General features: G+C 51.6%; 21 protein-coding genes, 1 pseudogene and 1 other annotated feature (1 of these 23 cut by a window edge). Of the genes and pseudogenes, 18 read left to right on the forward strand and 4 right to left on the reverse strand.

Annotation, left to right across the window (positions count from 1 at the left end):
- Positions 1-86, reverse strand: a binding site (T-box leader); it reaches 164 nt to the left of the window's first position.
- A 363-nt stretch (positions 87-449) separates the two neighbouring features.
- Positions 450-656: a ferredoxin gene (locus NST23_RS11995; protein WP_031305339.1), complete on the reverse strand. Its 207-nt coding sequence runs from the start codon at positions 654-656 to the stop codon at positions 450-452.
- Positions 657-759: 103 nt separating this feature from the next.
- Positions 760-1,677 (reverse strand): hypothetical protein, encoded by a 918-nt coding sequence (locus NST23_RS12000; protein ID WP_122963611.1) that lies wholly within the window; start codon positions 1,675-1,677, stop codon positions 760-762.
- 87 nt (positions 1,678-1,764) lie between these two features.
- Here NST23_RS12000 and NST23_RS12005 point away from each other — a divergent pair, with 87 nt between their 5' ends.
- The 7 genes from NST23_RS12005 to NST23_RS12035 all read left to right on the forward strand — a co-directional run bounded on the left by NST23_RS12005 (position 1,765) and on the right by NST23_RS12035 (position 8,098).
- Positions 1,765-2,883 carry a helix-turn-helix domain-containing protein gene (locus NST23_RS12005; protein ID WP_173595796.1) on the forward strand — a complete coding sequence of 373 codons (1,119 nt, stop codon included), beginning with the start codon at positions 1,765-1,767 and terminating at the stop codon, positions 2,881-2,883.
- Complete coding sequence (locus tag NST23_RS12010) at positions 2,876-4,384, forward strand: RecQ family ATP-dependent DNA helicase (RefSeq protein ID WP_340963723.1); 1,509 nt, start codon at positions 2,876-2,878, stop codon at positions 4,382-4,384. The genes NST23_RS12005 and NST23_RS12010 overlap by 8 nt, the downstream gene beginning before the upstream one ends.
- Positions 4,385-4,402: 18 nt before the next feature.
- Positions 4,403-4,984, forward strand: coding sequence for a CPBP family intramembrane glutamic endopeptidase (locus NST23_RS12015; RefSeq protein WP_122963608.1), 582 nt, complete (start codon positions 4,403-4,405; stop codon positions 4,982-4,984).
- Positions 4,981-5,688: a LysM peptidoglycan-binding domain-containing protein gene (locus tag NST23_RS12020; protein WP_173595798.1), complete on the forward strand. Its 708-nt coding sequence runs from the start codon at positions 4,981-4,983 to the stop codon at positions 5,686-5,688. The genes NST23_RS12015 and NST23_RS12020 overlap by 4 nt, the downstream gene beginning before the upstream one ends.
- A 60-nt stretch (positions 5,689-5,748) precedes the next feature.
- Positions 5,749-6,660, forward strand: a complete 912-nt coding sequence (locus NST23_RS12025) for an NAD(P)/FAD-dependent oxidoreductase (RefSeq protein ID WP_173595799.1) — start codon at positions 5,749-5,751, stop codon at positions 6,658-6,660.
- A gap of 184 nt (positions 6,661-6,844) precedes the next feature.
- Positions 6,845-7,210 (forward strand): hypothetical protein, encoded by a 366-nt coding sequence (locus tag NST23_RS12030; RefSeq protein WP_173595800.1) that lies wholly within the window; start codon positions 6,845-6,847, stop codon positions 7,208-7,210.
- Positions 7,211-7,498: 288 nt separating this feature from the next.
- Positions 7,499-8,098, forward strand: a complete 600-nt coding sequence (locus NST23_RS12035) for a genetic competence negative regulator (protein ID WP_122963604.1) — start codon at positions 7,499-7,501, stop codon at positions 8,096-8,098.
- Between the two features lie 80 nt (positions 8,099-8,178).
- Here NST23_RS12035 and NST23_RS12040 read toward each other — a convergent pair whose 3' ends face one another.
- The gene (locus tag NST23_RS12040) at positions 8,179-8,931 is read right to left on the reverse strand and encodes a PIG-L deacetylase family protein (protein ID WP_340963726.1); all 753 of its coding nucleotides are present in this window, start codon (positions 8,929-8,931) and stop codon (positions 8,179-8,181) included.
- Between the two features lie 313 nt (positions 8,932-9,244).
- On the opposite strand from NST23_RS12040, the gene NST23_RS12045 reads away from it, so the two are divergent.
- Positions 9,245-10,534, forward strand: a complete 1,290-nt coding sequence (locus NST23_RS12045) for a Glu/Leu/Phe/Val family dehydrogenase (protein WP_063226919.1) — start codon at positions 9,245-9,247, stop codon at positions 10,532-10,534.
- 145 nt (positions 10,535-10,679) lie between these two features.
- Here NST23_RS12045 and NST23_RS12050 read toward each other — a convergent pair whose 3' ends face one another.
- On the reverse strand, positions 10,680-11,651 hold the full coding sequence (locus NST23_RS12050; RefSeq protein WP_122963602.1) for an asparaginase: 972 nt from the start codon (positions 11,649-11,651) through the stop codon (positions 10,680-10,682).
- 82 nt (positions 11,652-11,733) lie between these two features.
- On the opposite strand from NST23_RS12050, the gene prsW reads away from it, so the two are divergent.
- From prsW to fni, 10 genes and pseudogenes are all read left to right on the forward strand, one after another.
- A complete protein-coding gene (gene prsW, locus NST23_RS12055) occupies positions 11,734-12,408 on the forward strand; it encodes a glutamic-type intramembrane protease PrsW (RefSeq protein WP_063226921.1) in 675 nt (224 codons plus the stop codon).
- Positions 12,409-12,429: 21 nt separating this feature from the next.
- Positions 12,430-12,588 carry a hypothetical protein gene (locus NST23_RS12060; protein ID WP_340963729.1) on the forward strand — a complete coding sequence of 53 codons (159 nt, stop codon included), beginning with the start codon at positions 12,430-12,432 and terminating at the stop codon, positions 12,586-12,588.
- A 95-nt stretch (positions 12,589-12,683) separates the two neighbouring features.
- Positions 12,684-13,281, forward strand: a pseudogene (locus NST23_RS12065) (cell wall hydrolase).
- Positions 13,282-13,316: 35 nt separating this feature from the next.
- A complete protein-coding gene (gene ypeB / locus NST23_RS12070; RefSeq protein ID WP_122963600.1) occupies positions 13,317-14,684 on the forward strand; it encodes a germination protein YpeB in 1,368 nt (455 codons plus the stop codon).
- Positions 14,685-14,797: 113 nt separating this feature from the next.
- The gene (locus tag NST23_RS12075) at positions 14,798-15,484 is read left to right on the forward strand and encodes a flagellar brake protein (protein WP_122963599.1); all 687 of its coding nucleotides are present in this window, start codon (positions 14,798-14,800) and stop codon (positions 15,482-15,484) included.
- Between the two features lie 17 nt (positions 15,485-15,501).
- Positions 15,502-15,693, forward strand: a complete 192-nt coding sequence (locus NST23_RS12080; protein WP_229049950.1) for a hypothetical protein — start codon at positions 15,502-15,504, stop codon at positions 15,691-15,693.
- A 187-nt stretch (positions 15,694-15,880) separates the two neighbouring features.
- A complete protein-coding gene (gene cmk, locus NST23_RS12085; RefSeq protein WP_063226926.1) occupies positions 15,881-16,552 on the forward strand; it encodes a (d)CMP kinase in 672 nt (223 codons plus the stop codon).
- Complete coding sequence (locus tag NST23_RS12090) at positions 16,549-17,142, forward strand: lysophospholipid acyltransferase family protein (protein WP_063226927.1); 594 nt, start codon at positions 16,549-16,551, stop codon at positions 17,140-17,142. The genes cmk and NST23_RS12090 overlap by 4 nt, the downstream gene beginning before the upstream one ends.
- 186 nt (positions 17,143-17,328) lie before the next feature.
- Positions 17,329-18,501, forward strand: a complete 1,173-nt coding sequence (rpsA, locus tag NST23_RS12095) for a 30S ribosomal protein S1 (RefSeq protein ID WP_122963597.1) — start codon at positions 17,329-17,331, stop codon at positions 18,499-18,501.
- A 99-nt stretch (positions 18,502-18,600) separates the two neighbouring features.
- The gene (fni, locus tag NST23_RS12100) at positions 18,601-19,650 is read left to right on the forward strand and encodes a type 2 isopentenyl-diphosphate Delta-isomerase (protein WP_280648304.1); all 1,050 of its coding nucleotides are present in this window, start codon (positions 18,601-18,603) and stop codon (positions 19,648-19,650) included.
- The last annotated feature ends 19 nt before the right edge of the window (positions 19,651-19,669 follow it).

The following is a 19,669-nucleotide window of genomic DNA, read 5'->3' on the forward strand; positions in this document are numbered from 1 at the left end:
TCTGTGGAAGAAACCGCCGATTTGCAGCAATTCATCGGCTCTCTGAGGATTTCTTTGGCACAGCATTTCTTCGTCATCGCTGTTGGTGATGTGGTGTTTCCTAAGATTTGTACTTAAGATATCACGGCAAAATGACAGCGTCAAGCAGAAAAACAAGAAAAAATGAACGATGCCAAGAAAAATAGATTTATCGTTCGTGAATATTAGTTGATTGGAGTGTGTTTAATGGTCAAAAACAACTTAAAACCGAACGTTAAGATATTAGTCTCACAAAAAATGGGAAAAACGCGCGAGAATGTTCGGTTTTTCTGCATGATTTTATCTTACCGAAAAATCAAAAAATAAGAAACGGGAAAATGCCGACTGTCCGTTCAGAATGGCGGAGTAGTGGAAAAAAACTGAAAAACCTCTTACATACAAAGTACGTAAGAGGTTTGGTTGCTGGAATACTATTCCACTTTGATAGAATCGGTCGGGCATCCTTCTGCGGCGTCGCGAACGTCGTCTTGAAGGATATCCGGGATTTCAACGCTGTTTGCGTTGTCATCCAACTTGTTGAACGCAAGGCCCTCGTCGTCGTAATCAAAGACGTCAGGAGCCGTGGCGCCACAAGCACCGCAAGCAATACAAGTGTCTTTATCTACCCATGTAGTCATCGTGGTTTCACCTCCCGTTGCGAAGTGGTACGTCCACTATCATAGACCATTGTATGCTCTTGTTCACAAGATTTCAAGATTGAATCAGTCTAAAAATGTACGACTACTTGTAAAGCGGAATTTCAGGGGTACTTAGGACAGAATAAAGCTTGCCATTCAACTTTTTGAAATCACCAGCATGGACAGCATCTGTGGCGTTCAAAACCTTCACTGCCGCGGCCACGTCCTTGATTCCCAGCGTTTGCGACTCAGTAGAGGCCAGGAGCAGATCCAGACGCGCGGTCAAGTCTTCCGGATTGTAGCTGCCCCATTGTTTGTTCGCCGACATAAACAAAGCAGCCAGATAGGTCCGGTAGTGGAACGGATACTGCTTCCACTGTTCCACAGAAACGGTCGCAGGCGCTGCTTTTGGCATCGGCTTTTTCTCGACGTAGGCCGATTCCCAGGCAGCAACCGAATGGTAGACCATTTCCTGGGCCGTCAGCCAGCTGTTTTGGGCAAGCGTCAAGCCGGAAGCGATGACGGCAGGCGTTGAGGCATTACTATTCTGAGCGGATCGGATATTCTCCATACTATCCAAATAAGCCCGTACACTGTTCGTAAATTGCGTGTGGGCCTGTGCCAGCAGTGGGGAGGTCGGGAGCGGCACGGTTTTGTCCAGGTCTTTGATCGTCTGATCGGCTTGTTTCTCCAATTGCTTGAGCGCATCCGTGCGCGCTTTTTGATCGAGGCTGCCCCAGTTCGCCATCGTTTCGAAATGCGCCTGCTTCAGTTCAAGCACGGGAGCGTAAACCGCATAATAAAACCGGATGAAGTCCTGTTCACTGTAAAGCTTTTGTTCACGCAGCATCTTTTCCTTTTCGGCTTCTTTTTGTTTGGCTTCCATAGCTGCCGCTTGCTCGGCCTCAATGGATGTCTTCATATAATGTGCGCCGAAAAAAAATCCACCAACGGTACATGCAAGTGTTATGATGATCATGTACGCCATCATAAATTCTGACTTTTTCAATCGTTTTGTCATAAAGAAATCCTCCAAATCCAATCCAGTGAAAAGTGTGCAGTCGTTAGGGCCGCAAAAAGAATAAAAGAACAATAGCAAGGAGTACACATGAACAGTCAAAACAGTGTGGCAGAGGAACGAGAGCTTTTATGCGCTGTCGCTCTGAATGCGATGCTTCCTCTGGCGAACGAAAGAACGCTTCAGGCAGCTTACTACATCCTTCGCGGCAGAAAAGCAAACCAGACTCTTCAGGATGTGCATTTGTACAACCTTTATCCGTATTATCGGATGTTTCCCGGTTTTTCAAAAGAGGATTGGGATAAAATTGTTGCAACTTTGTTTCAAAACGACTATTTGCAACCGTGCGAAGGGGAGGGACCAAGTCCCAAACCGACGTTTTTGGTCACGGCGAACGGACGCCAGTTTGCCGAGCATGCTTATGAGAAGTACGGTTTTGCTGTCTGGTTCGCGCCGTTTACCCGCTTTGATTTGGCAGCCCGCATCGAATCGTTCTGGCAGCGGCTGCACTTGCTTGTGCAAACTGTATCGCAATTGCTTGGAAAAGATCTTGGATTCGTGCCGGTCGTGATGGACAAGTCCGTCCAGCAGTGGGTAAAAGAGCAGGTCGGGCCAGCGAGGTTGCGGGAAGCATGGGAAGCGGGGCTGTCAGAGGAGCTTTTCCGCCTGTGGGAGCCGTTGCAGCCGCAAGTGCAGGAATTGTTGGTCGCTCAGCTATCTGGCGTCTCGCAAGTGGGGAAGACGCTCGGACAGCTGGCGAAGCAAAAGCAATCGTCCAAAGTGTATCTCACGCTGCTGTTTCGGTACGGGCTGGCTGCCTCCATTTTGCGACTGAGCGAGGAGAAGCAGGCATTTCCCCTGCTTTCACGGCTCGTCGTCCAGGAAAACAAGCTCGATCCACGGCTGAGCGACAGCGCGGCCCGCACGTATGCTTTGGTCCAGCGAGGAATACACAAAGCAGAGATTGCTGCGCAAAGACAAGTGAAAGAGAGCACCGTCGAGGATCATTTGGTGGAGATCGCCTTGCGCTGCCCGGAGTGGGACGCTGCGGATTACTTGTCTTCGGAAACGCGCGCGGCGATTATGGCCGCCAGCGAGCAGCTACAAACGAGCAGACTCAGACTCATCAAGGATCGTGTCGGCCCGACTGTCAGTTACTTGCAAATCCGGCTGGCTTTGGCCCGCAGGCAGGAGGAGTCGAATGAATAACGAATGGCAGCAGCAGTTGCAACAGCATTTTGGCTACGGGGAATTTCGACCCGGTCAAGAGTCGATCATAAAGAGGGTGCTGGCGGGAAAAAGCGTGCTTGGCCTGATGGCAACGGGCGGCGGAAAATCGGTGACCTATCAGCTTCCCGCGTTGTTGTTGCCGGGTATCACGGTGGTCGTTTCCCCGTTGATCTCGCTGATGGTCGATCAGGTGCAGCAGCTGCGAACGAAAAGAAAAATTCCGGCTGCCTATCTGAACAGCACACAGGAAGCGGCAGAAGCGCGGGAAGTGCTGCAAAAGATCGCGTCCGGCCAGTGCAAGCTGTTGTATATCTCGCCGGAAAAGCTGCAACAGCCGTATGTCCAGCAAGCGCTCAAACGCGCCACTGTCTCCCTTTTTGCCATCGATGAAGCCCACTGCATCTCTGCGTGGGGCCATGATTTTCGCACGGACTACTTGCGCTTGCCTGATACGGTCAAACAACTGGGGAACCCTCCCGTTTTGGCGGTGACCGCGACAGCTACCACTGCGGTACGTGAGGAAATTTGCTCCCTGTTTGGCATTGACCGGGAAAATGTGGTGGTGCAAACGCTCAATCGCGCCAACATTGCCTACGATTTGGCGGAAGTCGGCGGCGAGAGCGAGCGCCGCCAGCTGACCTTTGATCTGATTGACCAGCTTGCGGGGCCGGGGATCGTCTATTGCAGCACGCGCCAGGCGGTAGAGGTGCTCGTGGCAGCTTACCAGCTCGAAGGAAAACGGCACGTAGACGGCTATCACGGCGGCATGAACAGCATGGAGCGAATGCTGATCCAGACGCAGTTTCTGGCGGGAGAGCTGGATGTCATCATCGCCACGAACGCTTTTGGCATGGGCATTGACAAGCCGGACATCCGCTATGTCATTCACTACCAGCTGCCCGCCAGCTTGGAGGCGTATTCGCAGGAAATCGGCAGAATCGGGCGGGATGGCCAGCCTGGCTATGCGATGCTGCTTTACTCCCAGGACGATATCCACCTTCATCAGTACATGCTGGACAAAGAATATCCCACACCCGCGCAGATTCAGCAGTTTTGCCAACTTTACGGTGCGGGAGCGCCTCCCGATCCAAAAGCACTGGCTTCGATTGACATGTCTGAGGAAATGGCAGCGATGCTCACGTTTTATACCGAAAGAGCACTGGTCAAGGCGCAGGTGAGCACGACGACGGAAATGGCGAATCCTGTGCAGGACATTTGGCAGGAGACGGAAAAACGCAAAGCGGTCAAACAGAAAAAGTTGGCTGAGATGAGATCGTACGTACTGACGGATCGTTGTCTGCGCAAGCATTTGAATCAATACTTCGGGGAATCCGACCTCGGCTTTACCCGCTTTTGTTGCTCCCGCTGCGGCTTGCAGCGGGAAAGCTACGAAGGCAGACAGACAGCGCTTTTGCAAAGAGAAGCACAAAACAGTTGGAACTTGCGGCAGGCGTTGGACATGCTTTTGCCGAAAAAATAAGAAGGAGAGATTACGCAAGTGAAAGAAAGTGGGCTAGAGGTGGATGAAGCCACGCTGCGCATGAATCTGTGGCTGACGCAAGGATTGGTCTTGGCAGCAGCGGCGATAAGCAGCTTCTGGGTCCACGGATGGAAAGGCACGCTCGGCCTGTTCAGCTTTCAAGGCTGGCCGGGAATAGGGATTGCGTGCTGTGTAGCAGTAGGCATCGTTGTGCTTAACCTGGTCATGGAGATTTTTTTACCCAAGCGCTGGCAGGACGATGGCAGCTTGAACGAGAAGATTTTTGGAGCCATGTCTCCGGGCATGACCGTCATGATCTGTGTGATCGTCGGATTTGCTGAGGAGTGGCTGTTTCGCGGCGTGATCCAACCGTTTGCCGGAAATGGCTGGACGAGCTTTCTTTTTACGCTCGTGCATGTGCGCTATTTGAAAAAGCCGCTCCTGATCGTAAGCGTATTTGGCACTAGCTGGCTGTTGGGGATGCTGATGGAGCAGCAAATGACAATATGGCCGCCGATTGTCGCCCATATTGTCATTGATGTTTCGCTGGCGTTTTATTTGCAAAGGACACTCAAAAAGGCAAAGGGGGAGGAAGAGTGAATCTGGAAATGAACCAATTGCCGCCTCGACGCTCCCGGCATAATCGGACAAAAACGTCGTCGGTACGGTTTAAAACATGGGTCAAATCAGGACTCTTCGTATTCGGGATTTTGTTTTTCGGATTGATTGGCTTTGAACTGTATAAAGCGAACGTTGCCCGCAGCACAGAAGGAAACACGGAAGCCGTAGAGACACAAGCGGTTAGCGAGAGCGACGAGACGGTGGCGAAGGCGGAAAGCACTCCAACTACATCAGAGAGCGAACCGACTTCGGTTGTTCTTCCGGCTACGCCTGCCGAGACATCAGCAGCAGCCGAGCAAAAAGGGACAGAGGAAGCGACCAGCAAGCCTGCTCCTGCCCCTGTGGAGCCAACTTCGGGCGTTTCTGCCACCCCTGCTCCGGCCACTCCAGTCGCGAGCAGCACTCCGGCAACCACTCCCAAAAAGGAAAACAAGCCCGTTCAGACGCAAGCCAAGCCACCAGCGGCGCCCGCGACGGCAACTCCTGTGCAGAAGCCGGCAGAGACGGCGCAAAAACCGCGAGTCGTCAAGCATGTCGTGCAAAAAGGCGAGACGCTGTTCATGTTGTCTCGCAAGTACTTCGGCAACAATTCCAACGTTTCGCGCATCGCCAGATATAACGGCTTTCATACGCAGGCACAGCTTGTAGAAGGAAAAGTCGTGCTTGTCCCGCTCGCTCCGTAATGGTTTCGGAGCGCAGCGGTTATGCTAATGGCAAACCGTTGGAGCAGTGGGGGACTTGCGATGTACGATACCATCATTGTAGGCGGCGGAATTGCAGGACTCCAGACGGCAATTCAGCTCGCCAGAAGCTTGCGGCGCGTGGTCGTGATCGATGCGCCGGGAGGACGATCAGCAGTCGCCAAAGCCTACCGGAACATCCTCGGATTTTCCGAAGGGGTCAGTGGCGATTTTTTTCGTCAGGAAGGGCAAAAGCACGCGGCCCGGTTTGGTGCCGAGTTCATCGTGGATGAGGTTACAGACCTTTCAGTTGCTGCGAATGGAGAGTTTTTCGTGACAGTCAAGGGTCAGGCCAATAAACTGCGGGCGAAAACGCTGGTCATGGCAACGGGAATGGCCGATCCTTTCCCGGCAATTGCCGAGCTGCGCGACTGTCTTGGGCTATCGGTATTCATTTGCCCGGATTGTGACGGCTATGAATGTGTCGAGCAAACAACAGCGGTTATCGGCGATGGCAAGCACGCTGTCCGGATGGCCGAGGAGCTGTCGTATTACACGCGCAGTCTGCTCGTGATCAACCATGGGGGCAGCGCGGTCAGCGACCAGGAGCATGCCATCCTCAACCGTCTGAAGATCGACTACCATGAAGCGCGGGTCGAACAGTTGGTGCAAGCCGATGGCCTTCTGCAAACCGTGCAGCTTGCTTCCGGCGAAAAGCTGGCTGTGTCACGGGCGTTTTTGGCTTTCCCTGGTGCGACGGCCAAGACCGGACTGTTGCAAGCCTTTTCTGTACATATCGATGAAAAAGGCCACGTAAGAACGAACCCGCGCACAAAGGAGACGGATCATCCCAACGTTTGGGCAGTCGGGGACATCGCTTGCCACTCCCAGCAGGTTGCAATCGCCATGGGAGACGGCGCGCAGGCTGCTATCTGGATTCACAAGCGGCTGCGCGAACAGGAAAACAAGGCGTGAAGCGGACGCAGAAAGACAAACGGCAAAGCGAAGGGGCAACAGGAGAGCGAAAAAGGATTGCGCGAGAACAAACGCCCAAGCATGCGGCGTTTTTTTCTGTTCGGACTAGGCGCGCCCGGAACCCGAACGAGCGGGATTCAATATATATGGGGGGAAGATAAAAATCGGGAGGCTTCGAAAAATCATGCTGGTCATGGGGAGGAGCTTGTTCGTCGGACTTCTGGCATGGCTATTGGGAAGTGCTGCCCAGCAGGTTTTTCCTGCGAAACATTTGCATGCAGAGCGAATCGGGGATTGGGTGTCGATGTTTCTGTTTTCGCCTGTGGAGATCATTCTGTCCGCGCTTTTGTTCATCGGAGCTACTGCCTTGCTGTTCGGGCTGTTGCATTTTCACATCAGCCAGTACCTGTACGGCCGCATGCTGCAAACGGGCTGGCTCCATGGACCGTTATGCTTCTTCTCCTTTTTTGTCCTGCTGATCCAATTTGTCAAAATGCCCGTTCCCACCTTCCTGGCGGCCACAGTCGCGCTCATGATTGGATGGCGATAACGCGAGCAGCTTTTCCTGGGAAAGCGCAGGAAATGACAGGCTGCTACAAAGTTTGCTTTTCAAACGTCCGAATCGACACGTGTGTGCGAAAGTGCACGAAGAGCCGCGTAGAGTGTCAGGTGGCTATGTTCCCGCTACTAAATGTGATATGATAGGACTACCCCGGATTTTCCCAAATGCGAAAAAAATGGTTGAATGCAGCGCAGGCATTCGTCGGAAAATGCGGAGAACTCTTACAGGCTCAGCATCATATTTTGTAGTACGACTGGATGGCGAGGAGGGACAGTCATGCGTGTTGAACGCCTTGGTCAAGACAAAATACGAATCTTTTTAACGTTTGACGACCTAACAGAGCGCGGGATAGAAAAAGAAGACATGTGGCGTGACATTCCTAAAGTTCATGAACTGTTCAACGACATGATGGAGCAGGCTTATCACGAGTTAGGGTTTGAAGTGTCAGGGCCTGTTGCAGTTGAAGTGTTCGCCTTGCCAGCTCAGGGTATGGTCGTGATCGTTACTCGCGGCAAAACAGGCTCAAAGGACGGAAAAGAAGAAGAATTCGAGGACGAGGAAGTATATGAATTAGAAGTCACCCTAGAGGAAAGCGATCTAATCATTTACGCCTTCCGTGACTTTGAGCATATGGTTGAAGCTGCCCACCGTATCAATGCTTTGCTGACCAATGGAGGGGCGGCCTACTTCTACCAGGGGAAATATCATCTGGTGTTAGAAGAGGTGGAATTGGATCAGGAGCGATACCACAAATTGATTGCGATTCTCTCTGAGTACGGGGAAGCGACGCCGACAACGATTTATGTCCTGGAAGAATACGGCAAGGTTGTCGTTGCCGACGATGCTGTCAAGGAAATATGCAGACATTTCACGTGAGACGCAAGGAAATGGTGAAGTGCCTGGGAGAATAAACAGCACCTAGTGGCTACTAGGTGCTTTTGCTGTCTCGATTATTTTCAGACGCCCATGCCTTCGAACAAGTCGGCTTCTTTTTTGTCAGCGGAAACGGAATAGCTAGGCAGATTGTGCCAGGCCAAAATGTAGTGGTTGCTTGGCGGAACCACGTCAAATCCGCCGGAAGGAACACCCGGGAAGACGCGCTCTACCGAGAGGTGCTGCGTTTTGTGCGCACGCAGGGCGGCTGCCACTTGCGGTTTGTACTCGGGAGCGTTGATGATGGTAGTAATGTTCTCGATCGGATCGGAAAACGGCGGCTCGATCGCTCCGAACGGTCCATTGGAAGGGCGTGTCGCGTAGTAGAGCTTGCGCACGCTCGTCTCAGCACCCAACGTCTGGACAGCCTTGGTTGTGGCTTGGGAAATCGCCTGATGGTCCGGGTGTCCCGAGATGCCATGCGGGGCAAACGTAACGAGGACAGCAGGCTGCAATACCTCGATCGCTTGATGAATGCGCTTGACCAGCTCGTCGACGGGCACTGTATTCAACAGCTTATCCTGATAATCCCACAGCTCCACGCTCGCAAGTCCGAGAAGGGAAGCAGCCTCTCGCAATTCCTGCTCGCGGTATGCGGGCAATTGTTCGATGGAGCAAAGCGGGGGATTGCCTGGCTTGCCAGCTTGGCCTCTCGTAGCGCAAAGCAAGTGGCACTCTGCCTTGTTTTCCTGGGTGTATTTGGAAATCGTGATGCCGGACGCGAAGGTTTCGTCGTCTGGATGAGCGTAAACGAACAAAATGTTATTTTTTTTCATAAAAACGCCTCCATGAATAAACTTCCAGAATTACTGTTTCCATTATGACATAAATCGATGGGTTCGGTAATGAAAGTGTGCACTTTGGGAACACTACAACGACCAAGCAGTGTGCGTTTTTAGGGACAGGAAGCCGCGTCCGGGCCATTCGTTTGCTGATACAAGCGGCTGGTAAATAGTTGTATTTATATGCAGGCAAACAGAAGAAAACGTTTTCGAAATGGAAAAAAAACTTTTTTTCGCTTCTCATACCTGATACAAGCGTGTATACTAAAGGCTGCATTGACCGATAACATTTTTGAGGTGGTAAGTAATGGGTAATCAAGACGTGGTAACCGAAAGCACCGAAGGGAAAGAAAAGCAAGAAACATTGAACTTGCTGCACTCGACTCAAACGGTGATCAAGGAAGCACTGGATAAACTAGGTTACCAAGAATCGATGTTTGAACTCTTGAAGGAGCCGCTACGCGTTTTGACCGTACGCATTCCGGTTCGCATGGATAACGGCGAAGTAAAGGTGTTTACGGGCTATCGTGCTCAGCACAACGATGCAGTTGGTCCGACCAAGGGGGGCATTCGTTTCCACCCGGAAGTTACTGAGGATGAAGTTAAAGCACTTTCTATCTGGATGAGCCTCAAAGCCGGTATCGTCGACCTGCCATATGGCGGTGGTAAAGGCGGTATCATTTGCGACCCGCGTGAAATGTCCTTCCGTGAACTGGAAAGACTGAGCCGCGGTTACGTTCGCGCAATCAGCCAACTTGTGGGTCCAACGAAAGACATTCCGGCTCCGGACGTCTTCACGAACTCGCAAATCATGGCATGGATGATGGACGAATATAGCCGTATCCGTGAATTTGACTCGCCTGGTTTCATTACCGGTAAACCGATTGCACTTGGTGGTTCGCATGGACGTGAAACAGCAACAGCCAAAGGGGTTACCATTTGCATTCGCGAAGCAGCAAAACGCCGCAACATCGATGTAAAAGGTGCACGCGTTGTCGTTCAAGGTTTTGGTAACGCTGGTAGCTACCTGGCGAAATTCATGCACGATGCAGGAGCAAAAGTAGTAGGTATCTCCGATGCTTACGGCGCTCTGCATGATCCAAACGGTTTGGATATCGACTATTTGCTCGATCGTCGCGATTCCTTCGGTACCGTAACGAAGTTGTTCAACAACACCATCACGAACAAAGAGCTGCTTGAACTGGATTGCGACATTCTCGTACCAGCGGCTATCGAAAACCAAATCACTGCTGCAAACGCTCACAACATCAAGGCGCAAATCGTCGTAGAAGCGGCTAACGGCCCGACTACACTCGAAGCAACCAAGATTTTGACTGAGCGCGGCATTCTGCTTGTACCAGACGTACTGGCAAGTGCTGGTGGTGTAACCGTTTCTTACTTCGAGTGGGTACAGAACAACCAAGGTTACTACTGGAGCGAAGAAGAAGTAGAAGAGAAATTGGAAAAAGTAATGGTTCGCTCGTTTGAAAGTGTTTATTCCCTGTCGCAAACGCGCCGTGTGGACATGCGCCTTTCCGCTTACATGGTCGGTGCACGCAAAATGGCAGAAGCTTCTCGCTTCCGCGGCTGGGTTTAATCAAACAAACGACCCTCCATATATTGAGAAGAAACAGGCTTCGCCTCATGTGGGCGAAGCCTTTGTTTTTTGGTTGAACAAAAGCGGAAAAGCAATGAAAACCCCCTCCTTGTCGAAGCAAAGAGGGGGTTTGTTCATTTCATTTTTATTGATCAAACAACTTTTGCAGTTCCTGGAAGTCGCGCGTCGTCTGCAAGGTGACGATCAGCTTGAGGCGAGCTTTTTGACCATTCAGACCGTTAGAGAAAATAATGCCCATTTCTTTCAGCTTGCGGCCGCCGCCTTCGTAGTCGTAAATGTCCTGAACTTGTCCATTGTAGCAGCGGGACACGAGCACGATCGGGATTCCGCGATCCAGCAGTTGCTGCAGCGTCGGGATGATCGCTGGCGGTAGATTGCCGAGACCGAATGCTTCGATGACCAATCCGTCAATCGGTTGCTCCAGCAAAAATTGCAGCCAAGCTGGCTCCATGCCGGCAACGGCCTTGATCAGCGGCACATTCGCATCGGCGTGGGTGATGTTGTAATGCTCGCGATCCAATGGAGCGTGATGATACTGCACGCTTTTTTTCGCGATTGTTCCGATCGGGCCGTATTGCGGCGATTGGAATGTGGCGACGTTGCTCGTATGGGTTTTCGTCACATGGCAAGCGGCGTGGATTTCATCGTTGAACACGACAATCACGCCTTTGTTCAGACTGGCTGGATCAGCGGCAGCGCGAACGGAGGAAATCAGATTGACCGGACCGTCAGCGCCAAGCTCGTTGCTGCTGCGCATAGCCCCGGTAACAACGATCGGAACATTGACGGAAAGCGTCAGGTCAAGGAAATACGCTGTCTCTTCCAATGTATCGGTTCCGTGCGTGATGACGACCCCATCATACTGCTCCTGGCGAAATTCTTCTTCGATTTGCAGACGCAAGTCGTTCATGATCTTGGGAGTCATGTGCGGGCTTGGCAAATTCAGTACGTTTTTCATGGTGACGTCCGCGTAACGCTCTAAAAAAGGAAGGATTTTGTTTACAGCTTGGTCATCCAGCGGTTTGACGCCTTCTGTGTCATCTACGGACATGGCGATCGTGCCACCAGTATTGACTACCAATATTTTTTTTGTCATGATCTCTCTCCTGTAGCGGGTTTTCATCAACCATTATTCATGGTACGATGAATAACAGCCTTGTGTAAAGGAGCAATAAAAGATGATCGCAATGATCGGCGCGGCAATTGCCCCCGGTATCGCCATCATGAGTTATTTTTACCTGCGTGACAGTCTCGAACCGGAACCGATTTCCATGGTTATCCGGTCGTTTATCTTTGGGATGCTGCTGGTGATTCCGATTATGGTACTCCAGTACATCATGCAGAATGAATGGAACTGGCGGAGCGGAATTGTCGCGGAAATCATCCAGTCCGCTGTAGTAGAAGAGTTTTTCAAATGGATGGTCATCTTTTTCACAGTCTACAAGCATGTGGAATTTGATGAGCCTTACGATGGAATTGTGTATGCAGTCGCCGTGTCGCTCGGTTTTGCCACTTTGGAAAACTTGTTTTATTTGATCATCAACGGGATGAATATTGCCTTCTGGCGCGCCTTTTTGCCTGTCTCCAGCCACGCGCTTTTCGCTGTATGGATGGGCTATTATTTGGGGCGGGCCAAGTTCTCGCAAAACAGCAAGCAGGAAAAAACGTTTCTCTGGCTGTCCATCGTCCTGCCGATTGGACTTCACGCTTTGTACAACGCCATTTTTCTTTCGATCCAAAACTGGCTGGTAGTCATCGTGCCATTCATGCTGATCCTTTGGTGGCAAGGCTTGAAAAAGGTGCAGCGCGCTCATGAATACGGTTCTAAAAATCTTTCTTCGCGTCCACAATAGACGATAAGGAGGAGACGAGACGTGCTGAAATCCGAACGAGCAAAAGTGACCATTCAATGCAATGTATGTGGAGAAAAATTTACCCTCCGCGGTCGCAGGGGACCAGGCGGGCAAGTGGAAACGGGATTCAAGCAATGCTTGTGCGACAACGACCAGCATTTTCGCATTGACGAATCGTAAAAAACAAATAGCAAGCCAGACAAAAAGACCGATGCCAAGCGTATCGGTCTTTTTGTGCTGGAAGCCTCTGGATTGGCGATTCCTCTCGCATTTTCATGCATAATCCATTCTTCCTCCACTAACACTATGCAAAGATTTCAATTCATGCCAAGGAGGACTTATGCCGTGCAAAAAATCTGGATCGCAGGTGTGCTGATCTTGTTCGTGGTGGCAGGCTTTTGCGGGTACGAGATTTTCTCCAATGAAAACAGCGCGGTGGCCGCACGCGGGACACAGATGGCAGCACCGGCAAAGCAAAGCCAGACAAAGTCCAAAGCGAGCTTTCATCCTTCGCGGATATCGGAGAACGACCTCAAGCTGATGGCGAATGCCGTGTACGGAGAGGCCAGAGGAGAACCGTTTGAAGGCCAGGTGGCGATTGCTGCCGTCATTTTAAACCGCGTCAAAAGCCCGTCCTTTCCCGATACGCCATCGGCTGTCATTTTTGAGCCGCGAGCATTCACGGCAGTGGCGGACGGGCAAATCTGGCTGGCCCCGAACGAGAGTGCGCGCAAGGCTGTCAAAAATGCATTGAACGGGTGGGACCCATCGGGAGGCTGCACCTACTACTTCAACCCGGTAACAGCGACGTCCAAATGGATTTGGAGCAGGCCGCAAGTCAAAAAAATCGGGAAGCATATTTTTTGCAGGTAAAGGCTTTTCAATCAGAATAGAAGGAGTGGCAAGGGATGGTATATGGAGCAACGGCGCGCGTCTTGTTACCCATAGCCTTGGTTGCCTTGGTGGGCGCGGGGATGTGGGGGTACCAGGAGCACAACGAAAAAAACTCGGTTTTGATCAAAGCGGAAAACTCGTATCAGCGGGCTTTTCACGACTTGACTTACCATATCGACAAATTGCATGACGAACTGGGCAAGTCATTGGTCGTCAATTCCCGCCGGCAAATGACGCCGACCTTGACCAACGTTTGGCGACTTGCCTACGCAGCCCAATCGGATGTGGGCCAGCTTCCGCTTACGTTGATGCCTTTCAGCAACACAGAGGAGATGCTTTCGCGTGTAGCCGATTTCTCTTACCGGGTTGCTGTGCGCGATTTGGACAAGGAGCCGCTTAGCGACAAGGAGTACGGCACCTTGAAAAGCTTGCATAAACAAGCCCAGGACATTCAGGACCAGCTTCGCAACGTCCAGGCCAATGTCATCGACAAGCAACTGCGCTGGATGGACGTAGAGACGGCGCTCGCGTCAGACGACAAGAAGTCGGACAACACAATCGTAGACGGATTCCAGACGATCGAGAAAAAAGTGCAGGAGTTTCCGGATTTGGACTGGGGAGTGGGCATCCAGAGCCTGGACAAGAAAAAACAGCAACGAATCCAGGGAATTGACGGCAAGCCCGCCACCGCTGAGGATGCGAAGAAAAGCGCACTGGAATTTTTGCGCATCAACGCGTCTGACGCCAAGGTGGAAGTCGATGAAAACGGAAAAGGACAAACGTACACAGCTTACAGTGTCCGCGTCATTCCGAACGGACAGAAAGCGGCGATCAACCTCGATGTGACCAAACGCGGCGGCAAAGTCGTCTGGATGATGAACGAGCGTGAGATCGGGGAAGAAAAACTCGATATGAAGCAAGCGCAAGAGAGAGGCGAAGAGTTTTTGCGCAAGCATGGCTTCGGGGATATGGTTGTTTCCGAGATCGACAGCTATGACCGCAATGCGCTGTTCACGTTTGTGCCCGTCCAGGATGGCGTGCGCATCTATCCGGATTCCGTGACGATTGAGATCGCGCTGGACAACGGAGAAGTGACCGCATTCAACTCTACGGAATACTTGTTCAATCACAAACAACGCCTGCTGTCCAAGCCGCGTCTGTCCAAAGAAGAGGCGCGCAAAAAAGTAAATCCGAGCGTGAAAGTCACCAGCGAGCGGCTGGCTTTGATCGAAGGGAAAAATGACGGCAAAGAAGTTTTGACCTGGGAGCTGACGGGCAGCTTTGAAGGAAATTCATACATGGTGTACATCAACGCCATGAACGGCGACGAGGAAGAAGTCGTGAAAATGGAGACTGGCACAGACCGGGAGAATCAGCAATAAGCGCGGAAAAATGCAAGGGGAAAGCTGAATTTGACGGCTTTCCCTATTTGCTGATTCGAAAGAAAAGAGTATATAATGAGGGGGTGAGAGGGAAAAGGAGGAACATTTGCTATATGATGCTTCCACGAGTAGGACAAACCATACGACTTCACTTCACGGGTTCCTCTGAAGAAGAAACAGAGTTGGATGCTTTCAAAAGCCGCGTCACCGACTTGACAGAAGAGGTAGCTTCTATCGAATTGCCGACCAGTGAAAACACGGGAAGAACCGGGGTATTTCGGCCCGGCACAAGCTGCCTGGTCTGGTACGTAGGAGAGGACGGCTCTCGCTATGAGTTCCATACCTCCATCGTCGGCAGAGAAAGCGCGCATATCCCGGTGCTGTTGTTGCAATTGCCGAATAAAGAGGAGATTGTGCGCACACAACGGCGCAATTACTTGCGTATCGAAACGACGCTGGACATCGCCGTAAAGCATCAGGACCCGATGCGGCGCTATCATTTTTTGGCGCGAACGATCGACATCAGCGGTGGCGGTCTGTCTTTCAGTTGCGACGAGTCCTATCGTTTGCGGGAAAAGGATTTGCTCCAGGTCTGGATATCGCTGCCTAGCCGAACTGGCCAGGTGCAGCATGCATTTGCCGAACTGGAGGTCGTCAGACAAAAGGCGCCGGAAGAGAAGGGCTTGCATCAGTGGATATCAGGGAAGTTTACGAATATCAGTGAACAGGATCGGGTAAAAGTGGTTAGGGCGTGTTACGAAAGACAGCTAGAGCTTCGCAAAAAAGGCGTCGAGGATTGACGCTTTGCCAAAAGGAAGTGACCCCATTGACCAGTCAGTACGACGAGCGTTTTCGCCGATTTTCCAGACGGGTAGAGAAAGGCATCATGATTGGAATTGTGGCCTGCGCCATCGCGCTGACAGCCGGGGAAATCCTGATACAATACGTTCCTGCTCGCGCTTTTCTGATCGAGACAGAACGCTTGGAAGGCGTGTCAGACAAGCCCTAAAGGTTTGCGCATGCTTCCATACTATGGTACTATTATAGATAACATAGAAAACGGCAACGATCGTTTTCGTAGACCGTTTACGGTCATATGTGTGTTTTTCTCCACATGAATGGGAACAGGCTTCGGGCAGAAGCTTTTCTTGTTTTACTCCCTTTCTGAACTACTGTACATAGCAGGTGAGAAGTGAATGAACATAGCAATTGATGGACCTGCGGGAGCAGGGAAAAGCACCGTCGCACAGAAGGTGGCAGGGCAACTGGAATACGTCTATATCGACACGGGTGCCATGTACCGTGCTCTTGCCTGGGGCGTTTCCCACGAGCAGCTTCCGATCAGCGACGAGTCCGCAGTTTCTGCGCTTTTGAAAAACAACAAGATTGGGCTGGTGCGCCAAGCTGGTCGCCAACGCGTGTTCTGGAATGACATCGACGTAACGGATCAGATTCGTTCCACAGAGGTCAGCCAGTACGCCTCTATTGTAGCGAGCTACGGTCCTGTTCGCGAACAAATGCTGGTACTGCAGAGACAGCTCGCCGAACAAGGGAATGTGGTCATGGACGGCAGAGATATCGGAACACATGTCCTGCCTGATGCCGAGGTGAAAATTTTTCTGACAGCTTCCAGTCGTGAACGAGCAGAGAGACGATGGAAAGAACTGCGTGAAAAAGGAACCGAGACAGACCTTGCCGAGCTGGAAAAAGAAATCGAGGAGCGGGATCGTCGGGATACACAGCGAGAGGTGGCACCGTTGCGCCAGGCGGAAGATGCCGTTTTGGTGGATACAACAGGCATGTCGATTGAGCAGGTGGTTGATCACATCTTGCAAATCTGCGAGCGAACGGGAGAGTCTGCCAAGTGACCTATTACCGTTTATTCCGCGGAATATTCCGCATCATATTTTCGCTTGTCTATCGTTGGCAAGTGATTGGGCGTGAACATATACCTAAGGAAGGCCCGGTGATTTTGTGTGCCAACCACATTTCGCTCTGGGACCCGCCTTTGCTCGGGTCCGGAATTGAACGACAGGTACATTTCATGGCCAAGGAAGAGCTTTTTAAAATCCCGGTATTATCTTTTCTAATCACGAAGTTCGGCGCTTTTCCCGTCAAGAGGGGCGCGGGTGATCGGGCGGCAATCCGCACGACGCTCAAATTGCTCGAAGATGGAAAAATCTTTGGAATTTTCCCTGAGGGAACCCGCAGCAAAACGGGTGAACCGGGAGAAGCGATGTCAGGCGTAGCGATGTTTGCGCTCAAATCGCAAGCCGCGGTCATTCCGGTGGCGATTGTCGGGCCGTATCGCGCTTTTCGTCCGATCAAGATCGTCTACGGAAAGCCGATTGATCTCGCCAGCCTGCGCGAAGCGAAAAGCAGCGCTGAAGTGCTGAAAGAGACGAGCGACCTGATCATGACCCACATCAAAGAATTGCGGAGCCAGCATCTTCCCTAAGTCCGGTATAGAATTGACAAAGGGACGAATACTACAATTGCTGGAACTTACTGGCTATGTCAGTGCTAACTGCCAGCCTTCGGGCGACAGTAAAAAATATACTTGCTCCCGCTTCGTGTAATGTGGTTGCTTACAACCTGTACATAGATGGCCTGGGACTGGATGGTATTCAAGGAGGTTTTTTGGATGATGGATGAAACAAACGTAAGCTTGACGGATGCAACAACCATTTCCGTAGGGGATGTCGTAAAAGCGACGGTAACGAAAGTCGAAGACAAACAGGCTCTTGTGGATGTGGGCTACAAATACGATGGCCTAATTCCGATCAGCGAGCTTTCCCCGCTGCACGTAGAAAAAGTGGCTGACGTCGTTTCGGTTGGCGACACGTTTGAAGTGAAAGTAATCAAGCTCAATGATGAAAAAGAAGAACTCGTCGTGTCCAAAAAAGCTGTCGCGATGGAATCTTCCTGGGCTGATCTGGAGCAAAAAATGCAGGCTGGCACCATCATCGAAGCAACCGTAAAAGAAGTAGTAAAAGGCGGCCTGGTTGTAGATGTAGGCGTTCGCGGCTTCATTCCTGCATCCATGGTAGAGCGTCACTTCGTAGAAGATTTCTCCGATTACAAAGGCAAGTCCCTGACGCTGAAAGTGGTCGAGATGGACAAAGAGAAGAACAAAGTGATTCTCTCCCACAAAGCGGTGCTGGAAGATGAAGCAAAAGCGCAAAAACAGTCCATTCTGGATCAAATCCAAGTAGGTCAAGTGCTGGAAGGAACCGTTCAACGCATGACTGACTTTGGCGTATTCGTGGACATCGGCGGAGTAGACGGTCTGGTGCACGTATCCGAGCTGGCTTGGAACCGCGTTGAAAAACCGTCCGATGTAGTGAAGGAAGGCGACAAAGTACAGGTGAAGGTGCTCAAGATCGACCGTGAAAATGAGCGCATTGGCCTGAGCATCAAGGAAACGCAAGCAGGTCCTTGGGCGAAAGTAGCGGAAGAGTTCAAAGCAGGCTCTGTGGCTACTGGTACGGTTAAACGCCTTGTTTCCTTCGGTGCTTTTGTGGAAGTGGCTCCTGGAATCGAAGGATTGGTTCACATTTCCCAAATCGCGAATCGTCGCGTAAACACTCCTGGCGAGGTGCTCAAAGAAGGTCAGGAAGTGCAAGTGAAGATTCTCGATGTCGTTCCGCAAGAGCAGCGCATCAGCTTGAGCATTCGCGCGGTTGAAGAAGAGCGCGTTGAGCAGGCAGAGCGCGCAAGCAAGCGTGAGCAACAACAATTCACGCAAGAAAACAATCAGCCTATGGGCGTGACGCTTGGTGAACTGTTTGCCGATCTGAAAGACAAGTTCAAGTAAGCGGTATAGACGTGAAATGAGGGGGTACGCTTTTGCGTATCCCTTTTTGCTTGGCTGTCAATCAGAGAGGAAAGATAGTTTGACGGGAGGGATACATGCATGGATCGATCCACACGGAAGCTCGATCATATTCGCAACGCGCTGGCAACGGCTGAAAACGGGACAAACTGCTTCGATGATGTCAGTTTTGTCCCAAACAGTGTGCCGAATACAGGATATGAGGAGACGAAGCTTGCGACGGAGTTTGCCACTTTTCGTCTGCCATCCCCTTTTGTCATTAACGCAATGACGGGGGGAGCCGAGGCGACGACGCCAATCAATCAAAAGCTTGCAATTATTGCCAGAGAACGGCAATTGGCGATGGCTGTCGGTTCGCAAATGGCGGCGCTCCGGGACCCGTCCCTAGCTTCCAGCTATCAGATTGTCCGCAAAGAAAATCCACACGGGATCATCTGGGCCAATGTCGGGGCAGAGGCAACGGTTGAGCAGGCGAAAGCAGCGATTGACATGCTGGAGGCGGACGGCCTGCAAATTCATCTGAATGTGATGCAGGAGCTGTTGATGCCGGAGGGAGATCGCGACTTCCGCGGCTATTTGGAGCGCATTCAAAACATCAGCGAAGCAGTAAACGTCCCGGTCATCGTCAAAGAAGTCGGGTTTGGCATGACAAAGGAAACGATGCGCAAACTGCTGGAAGCCGGAATCCGCAGCATCGATGTCGGCGGAAGGGGCGGAACGAATTTTGCCAAAGTGGAAAACATGCGGAGCAGTCACCCGCTGACCATGTTTGAAGACTGGGGCTTTACGACTGTAGAAAGCTTGCTGGAAGCGGACAGCCACATCCACGCCCAGTCGTCCGTTATGGCGACAGGAGGCATACGCCACGGGCTGGATGCATTCAAGGCAATCAGCTTGGGAGCGAAAGCGGTCGGTGTGGCCGGAGCTTTGCTGCGGTTGATTCATACAAAATCGCTTGCAGAATGCCTGGAGGAAGTGGACGCGTGGCATCATCAGATTCGGGTGGCGATGACGGCGCTAGGGATTGTGCAGCTGGCAGACGCAATCAACGTGCCGCTTTTGGTTACAGGGAAAACAGCAGAGCGCGCCCGTTTGCGGGGAATCGTGCTTGATCAGTTGGCCCAGCGCTAAACACGGACAAGCGGGTGAT

Origin of the sequence: Brevibacillus sp. FSL K6-0770, assembly GCF_038000275.1 — a bacterium.
In the GTDB taxonomy this organism is placed as follows: domain Bacteria; phylum Bacillota; class Bacilli; order Brevibacillales; family Brevibacillaceae; genus Brevibacillus; species Brevibacillus parabrevis.

What these genes read in the sequence shown, in the direction of transcription:
- ypeB (WP_122963600.1), top strand. Translation starts at nt 13,317, where the DNA reads ATGGTATATGGAGCAACGGCGCGCGTCTTGTTACCCATAGCCTTGGTT.
- NST23_RS12045 (WP_063226919.1), top strand. Translation starts at nt 9,245, where the DNA reads ATGGGTAATCAAGACGTGGTAACCGAAAGCACCGAAGGGAAAGAAAAG.
- NST23_RS11995 (WP_031305339.1), bottom strand. Translation starts at nt 656, where the DNA reads ATGACTACATGGGTAGATAAAGACACTTGTATTGCTTGCGGTGCTTGT.
- NST23_RS12025 (WP_173595799.1), top strand. Translation starts at nt 5,749, where the DNA reads ATGTACGATACCATCATTGTAGGCGGCGGAATTGCAGGACTCCAGACG.
- NST23_RS12075 (WP_122963599.1), top strand. Translation starts at nt 14,798, where the DNA reads ATGATGCTTCCACGAGTAGGACAAACCATACGACTTCACTTCACGGGT.
- NST23_RS12000 (WP_122963611.1), bottom strand. Translation starts at nt 1,677, where the DNA reads ATGACAAAACGATTGAAAAAGTCAGAATTTATGATGGCGTACATGATC.
- NST23_RS12050 (WP_122963602.1), bottom strand. Translation starts at nt 11,651, where the DNA reads ATGACAAAAAAAATATTGGTAGTCAATACTGGTGGCACGATCGCCATG.
- cmk (WP_063226926.1), top strand. Translation starts at nt 15,881, where the DNA reads ATGAACATAGCAATTGATGGACCTGCGGGAGCAGGGAAAAGCACCGTC.
- NST23_RS12035 (WP_122963604.1), top strand. Translation starts at nt 7,499, where the DNA reads ATGCGTGTTGAACGCCTTGGTCAAGACAAAATACGAATCTTTTTAACG.
- rpsA (WP_122963597.1), top strand. Translation starts at nt 17,329, where the DNA reads ATGATGGATGAAACAAACGTAAGCTTGACGGATGCAACAACCATTTCC.
- NST23_RS12005 (WP_173595796.1), top strand. Translation starts at nt 1,765, where the DNA reads ATGAACAGTCAAAACAGTGTGGCAGAGGAACGAGAGCTTTTATGCGCT.
- NST23_RS12010 (WP_340963723.1), top strand. Translation starts at nt 2,876, where the DNA reads ATGAATAACGAATGGCAGCAGCAGTTGCAACAGCATTTTGGCTACGGG.
- prsW (WP_063226921.1), top strand. Translation starts at nt 11,734, where the DNA reads ATGATCGCAATGATCGGCGCGGCAATTGCCCCCGGTATCGCCATCATG.
- fni (WP_280648304.1), top strand. Translation starts at nt 18,601, where the DNA reads ATGGATCGATCCACACGGAAGCTCGATCATATTCGCAACGCGCTGGCA.
- NST23_RS12040 (WP_340963726.1), bottom strand. Translation starts at nt 8,931, where the DNA reads ATGAAAAAAAATAACATTTTGTTCGTTTACGCTCATCCAGACGACGAA.
- NST23_RS12030 (WP_173595800.1), top strand. Translation starts at nt 6,845, where the DNA reads ATGCTGGTCATGGGGAGGAGCTTGTTCGTCGGACTTCTGGCATGGCTA.